General features: G+C 43.9%; 11 protein-coding genes. 7 read left to right on the top strand and 4 right to left on the bottom strand.

The window, feature by feature from the left end; all coding sequences use genetic code 11:
- Positions 1-47: 47 nt before the first annotated feature.
- Entirely contained in the window at positions 48-2,765 is a 2,718-nt protein-coding gene (locus H6F42_RS12135; protein ID WP_190399625.1) for a valine--tRNA ligase, read from the bottom strand.
- 265 nt (positions 2,766-3,030) lie between these two features.
- Between H6F42_RS12135 and H6F42_RS12130 the strand changes: the two genes are divergently transcribed.
- Positions 3,031-3,588, top strand: coding sequence for a pentapeptide repeat-containing protein (locus H6F42_RS12130; RefSeq protein ID WP_242018420.1), 558 nt, complete (start codon positions 3,031-3,033; stop codon positions 3,586-3,588).
- Between the two features lie 40 nt (positions 3,589-3,628).
- On the opposite strand, the gene H6F42_RS12125 is transcribed toward H6F42_RS12130, so the two are convergent.
- Positions 3,629-4,210, bottom strand: coding sequence for a hypothetical protein (locus tag H6F42_RS12125; protein ID WP_190399624.1), 582 nt, complete (start codon positions 4,208-4,210; stop codon positions 3,629-3,631).
- A 139-nt stretch (positions 4,211-4,349) separates the two neighbouring features.
- Here H6F42_RS12125 and H6F42_RS12120 point away from each other — a divergent pair, with 139 nt between their 5' ends.
- Positions 4,350-5,483 (top strand): cob(I)yrinic acid a,c-diamide adenosyltransferase, encoded by a 1,134-nt coding sequence (locus H6F42_RS12120; RefSeq protein WP_190399623.1) that lies wholly within the window; start codon positions 4,350-4,352, stop codon positions 5,481-5,483.
- Between the two features lie 56 nt (positions 5,484-5,539).
- On the opposite strand, the gene H6F42_RS12115 is transcribed toward H6F42_RS12120, so the two are convergent.
- Entirely contained in the window at positions 5,540-7,753 is a 2,214-nt protein-coding gene (locus H6F42_RS12115; protein WP_190399622.1) for a polysaccharide biosynthesis tyrosine autokinase, read from the bottom strand.
- A 185-nt stretch (positions 7,754-7,938) separates the two neighbouring features.
- Here H6F42_RS12115 and H6F42_RS12110 point away from each other — a divergent pair, with 185 nt between their 5' ends.
- From H6F42_RS12110 to H6F42_RS12090, 5 genes are all read left to right on the top strand, one after another.
- Positions 7,939-8,460, top strand: coding sequence for a cofactor assembly of complex C subunit B (locus tag H6F42_RS12110; RefSeq protein WP_190399621.1), 522 nt, complete (start codon positions 7,939-7,941; stop codon positions 8,458-8,460).
- A gap of 168 nt (positions 8,461-8,628) precedes the next feature.
- Positions 8,629-10,047 (top strand): diaminopimelate decarboxylase, encoded by a 1,419-nt coding sequence (gene lysA, locus H6F42_RS12105; protein ID WP_190399620.1) that lies wholly within the window; start codon positions 8,629-8,631, stop codon positions 10,045-10,047.
- A 35-nt stretch (positions 10,048-10,082) separates the two neighbouring features.
- Complete coding sequence (gene cdaA / locus H6F42_RS12100; protein WP_190399619.1) at positions 10,083-10,973, top strand: diadenylate cyclase CdaA; 891 nt, start codon at positions 10,083-10,085, stop codon at positions 10,971-10,973.
- On the top strand, positions 10,970-11,713 hold the full coding sequence (locus tag H6F42_RS12095; protein ID WP_190399618.1) for an isoprenyl transferase: 744 nt from the start codon (positions 10,970-10,972) through the stop codon (positions 11,711-11,713). Before cdaA ends, H6F42_RS12095 begins: the two co-directional genes overlap by 4 nt.
- Positions 11,714-11,778: 65 nt before the next feature.
- The gene (locus H6F42_RS12090; protein ID WP_242018419.1) at positions 11,779-12,282 is read left to right on the top strand and encodes a DUF29 domain-containing protein; all 504 of its coding nucleotides are present in this window, start codon (positions 11,779-11,781) and stop codon (positions 12,280-12,282) included.
- Positions 12,283-12,344: 62 nt separating this feature from the next.
- Here H6F42_RS12090 and H6F42_RS12085 read toward each other — a convergent pair whose 3' ends face one another.
- A complete protein-coding gene (locus H6F42_RS12085; RefSeq protein ID WP_190399617.1) occupies positions 12,345-14,093 on the bottom strand; it encodes a flavin reductase in 1,749 nt (582 codons plus the stop codon).
- Between the last annotated feature and the right edge of the window lie 117 nt (positions 14,094-14,210).

Below are 14,210 nucleotides of genomic sequence, written 5' to 3'. Positions count from 1 at the left end.
TTATCTTAATTATAGAACAAGGGGCTTAAGCCCCTTGTCTGAACAGATTATTTGCCTTGCAATTGGGCTAAACGTGCTTTGAGAATTTCCTGTTGTTTCAGAGATTCTTCTAACTCCGCACGTGCAGTTGCCACAACTTCAGGAGGTGCTTTTTTGATATAACCCTCATTATTTAAACGTCCTTGAGTGGAATTAATCGCTCCTTCGAGTTTTGTCAACGTGCGTTCTAATTTCGCCACCAATTGACCGATATCAACCACACCAACCAGCGAGACAATTACCTGAATTGTTCCCACTACACCAGCGATCGCCTGTTCCGTTGCCGAAGCATCGACAGTTGCTACAACTGCTAAATCTTCAACCCTTGCTAAATCGAGAATGTAGCTTTGTCCTGCTTCTAGGAGATTGCGTTCGCGATCCCTGTCGGATTGTAAAATTGCTTTGACCTTGGCGCTAGGCTTAATCTCAGCCTCGGCGCGAAGATTACGAATCGTGCGGATTGTGCCAATTAATAAATTGAACTGTTCTTCCAGTTCCTCATTGATATAACTGGTATCAATTTCAGGATAGGGTTGGATGGCAAGCACAGGGCGATCGCTGGATGGTTCACTAGTGTCGTAGGTCAGCAATTGCCAAATCTCTTCGGTAACGTGCGGCAAAAAGGGATGCAGTAAGCGCAAAATACCATCAAGGACAAATCTGAGGGTTTGCTGTACGGTGGCGCGAGAAGTGGGATCGGCGGATTCCTGTAAACGCGATTTAACTAGCTCAATATACCAGTCGCAGAAATCGCCCCAGAAGAATTCATAGATGCTTTTGGTGGCTTCACCTAAGCTATAGCTATCAAGCTGTTCACGAACTTGCAATACCGTTTGAGCATAGCGCGACAAAATCCAGCGATCGGCAAGTTCTAAATTCTCAGTACTAATCATGGCGGAGCCATGATTAGCGTCGAGATTCATCATTACAAATCGCGAAGCATTCCAGAGCTTATTCGCAAAGTTCCGCGCTGTTTCTACGGTGGTGGATTCATCGGTTTTGCGATTGTAATCAAGACGAATATCTTGCCCTGCTCCCGTTATTTCCTTAACTAGAGAATAGCGCAAAGCATCAGTTCCATACTTGTTAATCAGAACTAACGGATCGATGCCGTTATTCTTCGATTTAGACATCTTCTGATTATTCTCATCCCGCACCAATCCATGAATATAGACCGTGTTGAAAGGCATCTTACCCGTAAAATAGCCAGCCATCATCGTCATCCGCGCTACCCAGAAGAAGATAATGTCAAAACCTGTAACTAGCACACTGGTAGGATAGAAGGTTTGAAAATCTTGTGTTTCTTCGGGCCAGCCAAGAGTGGAGAATGGCCATAAACCTGACGAGAACCATGTATCTAGTACATCAGGATCGCGTTCCAGTTTCACATCTTCGCCAAATTTAGCTTTCGCCTGTGCGTAGGCTTCCTCTTCAGTTTTAGCCACAAAAATGGAGCCGTCGGGGGCATACCATGCAGGGATCTGATGTCCCCACCACAACTGACGGGAAATACACCAATCTTTGAGGCGAATCAACCAATCGCGATATACCTTACCCCAGCGATCGGGAACGAAGGTGGGCGAGTTCTGCTTATCAAATTGCTCTAGGGCAAAGTCTGATAGAGGCTTAATTTTTACAAACCATTGAATTGAAAGTAATGGCTCAACTGGAACCTTACCCCGTTCCGAATAGGGAACAGTGTGGTTATAATCTTCAATTTTTTCTAATAAGCCCAGTTCATCCAGCTTCTTCACGACATTTTTACGCGCCACAAAGCGATCTTGCCCTGCAAATTCGCCGCCATTCTCATTAATCGATCCATCTTTATTGAGGATGTTGATTAAAGGCAAGCTATGGCGTTGCCCCATTTCAAAGTCATTGGGATCATGGGCAGGAGTTATCTTGACACAGCCACTACCAAAAGCCTTATCGACATAGCGATCGTCAATGATCGGAATCTCACGATTCATAATTGGCAGCATTACTGTTTTGCCAATCAGATGCTTGTAGCGATCGTCGTCAGGATTAACTGCTACAGCCGTATCGCCTAACATGGTTTCGGGGCGAGTAGTCGCGACAACTAGATAACCTGATCCATCAGATAACGGATAACGGAAATTCCAGAGATGCCCTTTAACTTCTTTATTATCAACTTCGAGATCAGAAACCGCAGACTGGGACTCAGGACACCAGTTAACCAGATATTCACCGCGATAAATTAAGCCAGCTTCGTAGAGTTTGACAAAGGCTTCGGTAACAGAATTGGATAGCCCTTCATCCATCGTGAAGCGTTCGCGTGTCCAGTCCGCCGAGACACCAAGGCGGCGCAGTTGAGAAACAATGGTTCCCTCTGATGCGGCTTTCCATTGCCAAGCTCGTTCGAGGAACTTTTTGCGCCCAATTTCTTGATTGGTTTTACCTTCAGCTTTAATTTGTTTATCGAGAATCGTCTGGACTGCAATACTGGCGTGGTCGGTTCCGGGAAGCCAGAGGGTATTAAACCCCCGCATACGGTGATAGCGAATCAAGATATCAATCAATACTTCCTGAAAGGCGTGACCCATATGCAGACTACCCGTGACATTGGGCGGCGGAATCATGATGCAGTATGGGTCTTTATCACTTTGACTCTCTGCTACAAATACGCCACTTTCCTCCCAATATTTTTGCCACTTGGCTTCAGATTCGAGAGGGTTATATTGTTTTGGAAGTTCGTTCGTACTCATAGCAGGTTAATTACAGAATTATGCGGATTTATTGAAGTTTACACTTAGCTTAATATTTTATAGCGTTTCCCAGATTTTATGAGTTGATATGGCTACAGCTTGTGAAATAGTCCAATATTTAATACGATTTAAAAGGAGAATAGCTTACTTTTTGTTTGGGCAAAGATCGCAAAATGAGTTAAACTCTTACCTCCAGCCTGAATCTCAAAGTATCTCGTTAAATGTTGGCAAAACAGCAGTTTAAATATTTGTAGGAGTAACAACCTTGGAAGTCGCTCAACTGTTAGAACTATACAGACAGGGACAACGTAACTTTTCCAATGTAGACCTTAGTAATGCTCAATTACGAAGTGTCACGTTAATTGGTATTGATTTGCGTGGGGCTACTTTGAATAAAGCTGATATGAGTAGTGCAAATTTAATAGATGCTAACTTAACTGGGGCAAATTTAATTGAGACTAATCTGAGGGGAGCTTTGCTGAGAGGGACTAATTTTTCAGATGCAGATTTGGGTTGGGCTAATTTAACTTGGTCAAATTCTTCTAACAGTAAATTTACTCGGGCTAATCTTAGTGTTACCAATTTTAGTGGTGCTAACTTAATTGAAGCGGATTTCACGGGTTCGATTATGAAAGGCTCAAATCTGCGAGGAACAAACTTGCGGGGAGCGATTTTAAAAAATTTAAGGACTTGTGCGGATACTGAGTTTACGGGTGTGCGGAATTTAGACGATCGCACAAGGTTATATCTCTGCACGATCGCCAGTGGTACGCATCCGTTTACCAAAAATGATAGCCGCCAAACTTTGGGCTGCCCCATTTAAAAAGAAAGACCACGCAAAGCATGGTCTTTCTTTTTGTGGATTACTTCTGAATAACAGGGTTGAGGTTTTCAGAAATCTGGATAATATAGGGAAATGATGCGTTTTGTTCGTAGGAGCCAATCCAAACTTCATAGGTTCCGGCCAGCCAATCGCCTGATATTTCGGGGTTGCGATCGCTGACATCATCACTGCACCAACTCCCGCCCGGCCCCCGCACTAAAAGTATGGTGTCGCCTGAGCTTTTTACTTGGAGTTTCAGATAACGAAATGCTTGGGTGAGGGTGATTTTGTGATCTGGTTCTGTGTCAATAAACCCAATGCAATCGCCTGTTTCCGTACTTTTGCGACCAGATTTTTTTTGAGTTTCGACGATGCCACCACTAATACCTCTGAGTTCGATCGCTTTTGGCGAAAAATTTGGCGCAAGCGTAATGTCTTCAAACATTTTGACAACGCTAGTCTTTTTGCTAGAAGTGTTTTGTAGCTTCTCGGGCTGGGGCTGGGGGCGCGAAATTTCCACCGATGTGGTTGGCGAGGGTTGCGATCGCAAAGGGGTTACCACAGCAAATATGGCTGTAGTGGCGGCTATGGTAATTAGCGATCGCGCGGCAAATTTTCTCATGACACAAATATATTGGCTCTAAGACCTAGATTTTAGCATTCTGTGCCAAAACATAAAGGCAGGGCATTGTAACGCCTTTATGTTTTGGGTTTTCGATATAATCACAATGAATGAGAAATGAACGAGCTTAGATAAAAACATGGCAGCGATAGGCATCATGACCGCACAGGTGCGTCCCGAACGTGAGATCGGACAAATCCATGTTTACGACGGAACAGGCAAAGGTAAATCACAGGCGGCCCTGGGCGTAGTCCTACGATCGCTTGGTCTAGGAATGTCCGACACATCACCTTTTGGCACAAGAATTTTGTTGTTGCGCTTTCTTAAAGGCTCCGAACGTGAATATTCGGAAGATGCCGCAATTTCTGCCTTGCAACAAGGATTTCCCCATTTGATCGATCATGTTCGCACTGGTCGTGCTGAATTTTTTGATGCCGAACATGTCACACCCTTTGATCGCCAAGAAGCTGAACGGGGTTGGGCGATCGCTAAAGGCGCAATGGCATCAGGACTTTATTCTGTAGTAGTTCTCGATGAAATTAATCCCGTTCTCGACTTAGGCTTAATTCCTGTTGATCGCGTCGTTAAAGACTTAAAAAATAAACTGCCCCACCTCGAAGTTATCTGTACAGGACGCGGCGCACCCCAAGCATTGATTGATATTGCCGACCTGCACTCAGAAATGCGATCGCACGATGAAGCCCATGCTGAAAAATATGATGTCACAGGTATCGAGATTTATACAGGGGCAGGTAAAGGGAAAAGCACCTCCGCTTTAGGAAGATCTTTAAAAGCGATCGGTACTGGCATCAGTCGGGATTTATCCCATCGAGTTCTGATCATGCAATGGCTCAAGGGCGGTGCAGGCTATACCGAAGATGCCGCGATCGCTGCCCTCAAGCGGGGCTACCCCCACGTAATTGATCATCAACGCTGTGGAAGAGATGCGATCGTTTGGCGTGGTCAACAACAGGAAATCGACTGCATCGAAGCGCAACGGGGTTGGGAAATCGCACAAGCAGCGATCGCTTCAGGGCTATATAAAACTATTATTCTGGATGAACTAAATCCCACCGTCGATTTAGAGTTGCTGCCTGTCGAGCCAATCTGCCAAGCACTGCTCAAAAAATCCCGCGACACCGAAATCATCATCACAGGTCGATGTCTCAATCAACCTGCATATTTTGACCTCGCCTCAGTGCATTCCGAAATGGTATGTCACAAACATTACGCGGAAAAAGGCGTAGACCTCAAACGTGGAGTAGATTTTTAAGTCAATAAAAAAGAGAGCTTGCGAAGCAAGCTCTCTTTTTTATTGACTTAAAGGAATTACTTAGCAATATCAATAGCCGTAACTTCTGAGTCAGGTTCTTCTTCCTTAGAAGAAGAAGGATTCAGATAGTATTGGTCATAATAACCGTAGTGGTAATCACTATCAGACGAACCAATCATGTTAATTAATATCCCAGAAACATTAGCTCTAGCGGTGGATAACACCTCTAAAGCTCTTGAAATTCCGCTTCTTGTAGAACGATTAATTGCCGCAACCAGAATAAATGTATCAACCTTAGAAGTTAAGCATTGAGCGTCAGTAATCCCAATAACAGGAGGAGTATCAACCAAAACATAGTCATACTCTTGTCGCCATTCCTGCAATAGCGCCGTCATCTTATTTGACTCCAGCAATAGCATTGGGTTGGGCGGAATCGAACCTGATGTCAAAACATGCAAGTTCCCCTTATCATCTCCCACTTGAATCAAATCTTGCCAAGGACTAGGAGTAGCGAGGGCAGTGGATAAACCAACCTTATTACTCAGCTTAGATAACTTATGAACGGTGGGCTTTCGCATATCCGCATCCACAAGCAGAACTCGATAGCCCAAAGCTGCCAAAATCGTAGCCAGATTATAGGTTAAGGTACTCTTCCCTTCGGAAGGTACTGATGAAGTAAAAGCAATTACTTTCATCATGTTATCTGTGCCTAAATAGCGCAAATTCAAGGCGAGAGAACTCAAGGCTTCCTTAAAAGCATAATAACTGCTAGTTGGCAAAATGCCTTGACCGATCATGGCTGACAAAGAGGCAACTTCGGTCATAGGAATTGAAGCAAGCAATGGAACATCAATAATCTCTTTGACTTCTTCAACTTCGCGGATGCGCTGATCTAAACGATTAATGACCAGCGCTAGCAATACTCCTATACCCAAGCCGAGAAAGGCTCCCGTAACTAAGCTTCTTTCGATATCAGGAGATGATGGTCTCGTGGGTATCAGAGGTGGCTCTAAAATTCTCCATGAAGAAATCTCTTGGGCTTCCGAAATGCGTAATTCTTCTAATTTTTCAGTGAGTTTATTATAGGTAGAAGTATCAAGAGCTAGTTGCCTCTGAATTTCCACAAACCTCTGCTGAATCTGGGGAATTTTAGAAAAAGCCGTAGATACTTCAGACTGAGCATTTCTGATGCTTTCTAGCTGGGCTTGATTAACCGCCAGAGTTGTTTGAGTTTCAAACAATTGAGTTGCTAGCTTTTGCTGAATTTCACTGTTAGGCTCATTAACGATGTTGGCGCTACCACCTCTTACGCCAACTACTGATTGGGCGCGAGTTTCAAGTAATCGATAGAGTTCATCTCGACGATCCTTTAGGGCGACGACATTCGGATGATCTTCCCTAAATCTAGTACGCTCTAAGAAGTAGGCAGTTTCCACTTCTTGAAACTGCTTGACTAAGGACTGATAGGGAATATCCTGCTGGAGAATTGCGCCCCCAATCGCTGCGTCTGGCGATTTCCCAACTTGGCGGCTAAGCAAATCATACTGCTGCTGAGTCTGAGCAATTTGAATTTGTAAATCCTGTGCTCTAGTTTCTAAAGCCTCTCGCATCTTATACACAGAAGCGGCATAGGTTTCAGGATCGACAATATTGTAAGTTTTGCGAAATTGGGTAACTGCTAGGGCTGACTTGTCGAGTTGTTGCTTAACTTGAGGTAGCTTTTCTTGAATAAACTTAATGGCAGTACTGGACTTAGTCCGTCGATCATTTAAGCTGTACTCGACATAGGTCTGTGAAAGTGCGTTGAGGACTTCACGGGCGCGTTTTGGGTCACTATCCGTGTAAATAAGCCTTAAAATTAAAGCGTCTTTTTCAGGGCGAATATCTAGACCACCCATAATTGTCCCTGCATCAATATCTTTGTAGGCATTTGCAGAGGGTGACTGTCGCATCTTGGAGACGGCGACTTCAATCAATGGACGACTTTTCAGGATGCCAATTTCTGTCCCAAGGTTGATTAACGAACTACCTGGTAAACCCGGAACTTGAATGTCCGATACGGAGATCGTGGAGTTATTGATTAACAGTGCGGCGGATGAGCGATATTGAGGGGTTCTCGTAAATGTATAATAGGCATTTGCGGCAAAGACTGTAGCCGATGCAGCGACGATGACAATCCAACGTTTGCGTAATACTCGAAAAAATTTGGCAAGCTTAAACGAATCATCGACATACTTGCCTACATAGGTAGCTTTAGGATATTCAGTCATCGTTGTATTTTTACCCAATTAGTTCTAATCGTCACACGCTTAACCGCTAATCTTTATATCAAAATAAAATGGATATATCAAATTAAAGATTTAAGTGCTTCTGGATCTTTAGGGTTGCTTTTTATAATAAGTAATTAACAGATTGTATCTTAAACCTATAGCAAACCCATAGAATTCCTGTCTTAATGCCTGTAACAGTTCCTACAATATACTCCACCCTCTTCTTAACAATCCTGTTATTTTTTGGGTTGATTTCCTTTTTGCGAGGTTCGATTAAAGATCGGACTATAGATGCTTGCTTCGCTGTGGGCAATTTCACTGACGATCGCCTACTAATGCAAGTTCGTGATCATTTTTTACAGAGAGCCTATAAGGTAATTGAGCTTGATCCAGAACGGGATGTTGCAATTTTGCTTGGACAAGTAAAGCCAAGTATTTTTTTAGCGATATTTCTTACTTTTTTGGCGGCTATTGGTTTGATTTGTCTGGGTTTAGTTTTAGGTATTTTAATTCCTGATTTGGATAATATCTGGCTTTGGCTCACCTTCATGTCACCACTGGCTGGTGTATTTTATTGGCGTGGCATAGCCCGCGAACAAAAAGTAAGTTTGCAACTTTTGCCCGATGCCAAGCTCAAAGTACGCGCCCACAAAGATGAGATCACCGAATTACAGCGATCGCTAAATCTAGAAAAATTAGAGATTTAAAAACCAAAAAACTTTAGTGCACGCTTTGCGTGCGCTAAAGTTTTTTGGTTTTTAAATTGCTGCACCCTAGCACCCTAATTGGTGATTATTAATCATGCTTTGTAAATAAAGCTGCATCTATTTTTTATAATAGATTTAGAGAATTTTGAAAATATTAATTGGTACTGCATGACTACTGTCTTAACCAGTCTCAGACAAGAGACTGTCATATCTAACGCTCCTGATCAGGAGTTAAAGAGTTTACAAAAACTATCTCCCAATCAACAACTTTTGCCTTTAACTGCCGTTGTCAATGCCAACGACCATCTGGAAATCGGTGGTTGTGATGTAGTGGATCTAGTAAGTCAATATGGCTCTCCCCTTTATATTTTGGATGAGATGAGCCTGAGAACTGCTTGTCAACAATATCGTGATGCACTGGTCAAGCATTATCAAGGTCAATCTCAGGTTTTATACGCTTCTAAGGCTTGGAGTTGCCTTGCTGTTTGTGCGATCGCGGGTTCCGAAGGACTAGGTATTGATGTGGTGTCGGCTGGTGAAATCTTGACCGCAACCCGTGCTGGAGTTTCCCCTAGTTTGATTTATTTTCATGGCAATAACAAATCTCTTGATGAACTGACCTATGCTCTAGAGTCAGGCTGTACGATTGTGGTTGACAATTGGCACGAACTCAAGAATTTAGATCGCTTAGCCCGTGAACAAGCTGATTTACCTAGTTTTGTGGCTCCTAGAATCATGTTGCGTTTGACTCCTGGGATTGAATGTCATACCCATGAATATATTCGCACTGGTCACATTGATAGCAAATTTGGGTTTGATCCCAATGAAGTGGAGTCTGTATTCGCTTTCTTAGCAGATTCTTTGCTCAATTGCATTGGCATTCATGCCCATATTGGTTCGCAAATTTTTGAATTGCAACCCCATCAAGATATTGGTGGTGTGATGGTGCAGTGGTTCAAGCTAGCTGGTGATAAGTATGGTTTGAATTTCTCTGAATTAAATATTGGTGGTGGCTTAGGAATTCGCTATGTCGAATCCGATGATCCTCCTAGCATTGAAGAATGGGTGAAAGCGGTTAGTGCGGGTGTGACCGAAGCTTTTGTGTCCGCAGGGCTTGCTTTACCGAAATTGCTTTGCGAGCCTGGGCGATCGCTGGTGGGTGCAACCTGTATAACTGCTTACACCATTGGTGGTAGCAAGACGGTTCCTGATATTCGTACCTATGTGACGATTGACGGGGGGATGTCTGATAACCCTCGTCCAATCACCTATCAATCCCAATATCGCGCTGTTGTCGCAAACACGATGAGTGCGCCTTTGTCGCAGACGGTCACGATCGCTGGTAAGCACTGTGAATCAGGTGATATTTTAATCAAAGACATCCAGCTTCCTCAAACAAATGCTGGCGATATCTTGGTTGTGTTCGGCACAGGCGCTTACAATTACAGCATGGCATCGAATTACAACCGTTTGCCTAAGCCTGCGGCAGTTGTAGTTGCAGATGGGGAAGCGAGCTTGATCATTAAACGGGAAACTCGTGAAGATCTATTGCGTCAAGATTGCTTGCCCGAGAAGTTAAGAAAGTAGTTGTATTTTTTCAGTTGAGAATGAGAGGATTATGAATGCAGTGGTTAACCAATATCAACTCAATTGCATTCATCATGAGGGCGATCGATATCCTTGCAGTTTTAGGATTGATCTACCTCATGCTGTCTCTCAGCAATGATCGACGCACTCTCTTGATGGTGCGTGGCATCATCTTTTTACTCATCGCTAGTGTATTGAGCGATCGCCTTGGGTTTAGATTGCTCAATTTCGTGCTTGATAAATTATTGATTGGGACAGCTGTGGCTATGGCTGTAATTTTGCAGCCTGAGTTACGGCGGTTTCTGGAACGTCTGGGTCGCGGAGATTTACTCTCCTTAGTTCAACCCACGACTAATCGGCGATCGCCTATCGAAGCGGACTCAGTAATCGAAGAAATTAATGATGCTGTGATTGAGCTATCCCAAAATCGCACGGGCGCATTAATGATTATTGAGACAGGTGAACCTATTGACGATCGCGATTTTTCTGTGCCTGGGGTTAAACTTAATGCTTTACTCTCCAAAGAACTATTGCATACGATTTTTCAAACTTCAACACTTTTGCATGATGGAGCAATCCTAATTCGTGAAGATCGGATTTTGGCGGCTGGCGTTATTTTGCCAATTTCGGAACGAGCCGCCTCGCGGGAAATTGGTACAAGACATCGGGCGGCTATGGGTATTACTGATCGCGTGAGAAATTGCTTTTGTATTGTCGTTTCTGAAGAAACGGGTTCAATTGCGATCGCCGAAAATGGCATCTTAGATCGTCCGATTACGAGTAGCCGTTTACGAGAAATCCTAGAAACTAAACTTGGTAATTATCGTCCGACTCCTCTAGGTAGAACAGTGCCGAAGTTTAATTGGCTACTGTCGAACCTCAATCTGAAAAACATGGTAAGTCGAAAATCGTCAGAAAAGAAATGACTGCTAAGCTATTGCAAACTTTGCCACCAGACATCGATCGTCACCGCTTGCCCAAACATGTCGCCGTAATTATGGACGGGAATGGACGTTGGGCAAAGAAAAAGGGAATGCCTAGAATAGCAGGGCATCGGCAAGGAGTGGACGCACTTAAGGATTTATTACGCTGTTGTAAGGACTGGGGCATTGGCGCACTGACTGTGTATGCTTTTTCTACGGAAAATTGGAGCCGACCAGCGCAAGAGGTCGATTTTTTGATGGTTCTTTTTGAGAGAATGCTACGCCGTGAGTTGGAGGAAATGTGTAGCGAAGGGGTACGCATCTCCTTTGTGGGCGATCTTGATTCTTTGTCCAATTCTTTACGTGCCGAAATCGAGCGATCGCAAATTGCGACGGCAAATAATCAGGCTATTCATTTCACTGTAGCGATTAATTATGGTAGTCGGCGCGAGATTGTGCGGGTCTGTCGCAAACTTTCCGAGGGAGTGCAAGCGGGTGAGATTAAAGCTGAAGACATTGATGAAAACCTATTTGAGCAACATCTTTATACCGCCGGAAATCACAATCCTGATTTGCTAATTCGGACTAGTGGCGAAATGCGCTTGAGTAATTTTTTGCTGTGGCAAATGGCATATACGGAAATGTATTTTACGGATACTCTTTGGCCAGATTTTAATCGGAGTGAATTTCACCGAGCCTTAATAGATTATCAAGAACGCGATCGCCGTTTTGGGAAGGTATAGAGTTTTTGATATTGCCGTAGGCAATATCAAAAACTCTATCTGGTTTCCTCATATAGTGAATTAGCATGGGTAAGAAAAAAATGCTGGATGTAAGTAAGGTAAATAAAGTTTATCCATCAACTAGACAAACTCAAGCTCAACAGGATCAATATGAGCAGGATTTTTATGCGTGGACTCAGAAACAGGCGCAATTATTGCGGCTTGGGGACTTCCAAGGCTTAGATCTAGAAAATTTGGCAGAGGAAATAGAATCTTTGGGTAGACAGCAAAAGCAGGAGTTGCGAAATCGTTTTGGAGTTTTAATCGGACATTTGCTGAAATGGGAATATCAACCTCAACGGCGGGGCAAAAGTTGGAAAATTACTATTGATTTGCAACGTGATGAAATTACAGAATTGGTTCATGAAAATTCTAGCCTGAAGCCCTACTTAGAAGAGGCGATCGCTAAATCCTATAAACAAGCGATCGCGCTAGTCGTCAAAGAAACACCTCTAGATAAGCATGATTTACCCCCACAATGTCCTTATAGTTTTGCCCAAGTTCTAGATCAAGACTTTTATCCCAATTAACAAAAAAAGGGCGCTTTGCGCCCTTTTTTTGGAATTATGACTGGGCGCTTTGCGCCTTTTTTTTAGTAATGATTGCCAATTTTGCGGTGATGCGTAGCGGTGAGAGCTTCAGGCTTTGATACTCGTCCTTCCTCTGCGATCGCGTAGATAATCCAATGATCGCTACATTCCATGCGGCTCATCACTTCACACTCGATGAAGGCAAGGGCATCGGTCAAAATCGGCGCACCCGATTGCGAAATTTGGGTTTTTACCCCTTCAAAACGATCTGCCCCGGGGGCAAACCGCTTCAAGAAATGCTGCATTAGCTTGGAGTAGTTGCCATCCTCAAGGACATTCAACACAAAGCGATCGCCTACTTGCATAAATGACTCGATCGCCCGATCCTTTGCCACCGCAACCGTAAAGCCCAGAGGCTTAAAACTAGCCTGTGTAACCCAAGAGGCTAACATCGCACTCCGAGCGCCACCTTTTGCTGCCGAAATAATATACAAACCACCTGCTAAACGTCCTAAGGCTTTATCAAGATCGGCATCGATCGCCTTTAACTGCTTGATATTTTGCTTACGAGTGAGCAACTGTCCCAAGTCAGTTCCCGCTTCATCACAGGTTTGATAGGTGGCTTCATTGGGATTTTCGCGGACACGAATAGCAGGAAAGGCTGTCACCACTCCGAGATCCTTAAACCGATTATTCAGCAAGTCAATGGAGGAATCTTCGTTGCCATGAGGTTCATACAAACCAATCACCTGTTTTTCGGTAGCCGCCGCCAAAATTGCGCCGATCGCCGTTTCTACATTGCCATTGGAAGCTGGGGCAGTACATACGACTAAGCCCGCCGCATGACTGACTAATTCGCGCAATTCCTGCAAATCAATCACCTTAAGGTCTGCCATTTCTATGGCTACACCTGTTTTGGCGATCCCACGGGCGATCGCTTGGGAGAGGCGATCGCAATATCCATAGTCTGAAACATAGCAAACCACTACATTCGTCTCGCCTTTGGTTTGCTCTTGGCTCCAGCGACGATAGTTTTCCGTTAATTCCTTAACGTTATAGCGCAGTAGGGGACCGTGACCATTCGCCACAATTTCCACTTGAGGCAACTCATCCATGCGCTTCATTGCCGAAATTACCGATCGCGCATTGGGAGCCATCAAGCATTCATAGTAAAAGCGATAGTCGGGCGAAATCTTTTTTAAGTCCTCGTCATAGGTCGCATCACTGCAATAGTGCATCCCAAAAATATCGCAAGTATACAAAATTGAGGTGGCATGATCAAAGGTCATCATCGTGTCTGGCCAGTGCAGATTAGGCGCATTCACAAATTGCAAAATATGCCCATTGCCCAGATCGATCTGGTCACCATTTTTGACAATTTGCTGTTTAAAAGGATGATGTACCAAATCATTCAAAAACTGTAAAGCCACCTTTGTACCAACCACCGTAACATTCGGGGCAAGGGCTAGGACTTCTCGCACTAGTCCGCTATGGTCTGGCTCGGTGTGACTAATTACTAAATATTCAATTTGGCTGGGATCGATTAGCTCTTGGAGGGTTTGGAGATATAGTTCGCGGAATTTGCCATGAGATGTATCGACGAGGGCAAGCTTTTCACCACGAATGATATAGGAGTTGTAGGTTGTGCCATTTTGCAAGCCAAACTCAATGTCAAAGCGATCGCGATCCCAATCAAGCGATCGAATTGTGGTGGTGTCCGCCGCAATTTTTTCTACTTGAATAGTAAGGCGGCGCTCAATGGGCTTTTCTGCAATTTTTTCAGCAGACGGAATCTCAGTAACAGCTACCACGATTTTGTCTCCTATCTCATGTTTTTTCTATCTCCAGTCTAATCCGTACTTTTATACAAGTCCAATTGAATGTACTGATTGCTACTATAAGAGATCAAAGGGGAAGTTTAGGATTTC

The organism is Pseudanabaena sp. FACHB-1998, assembly GCF_014696355.1.
GTDB lineage: Bacteria > Cyanobacteriota > Cyanobacteriia > Pseudanabaenales > Pseudanabaenaceae > Pseudanabaena.
Note: the sequence above shows the minus strand (reverse complement) of the source record. Positions and strands in the feature narration are given on the sequence as shown.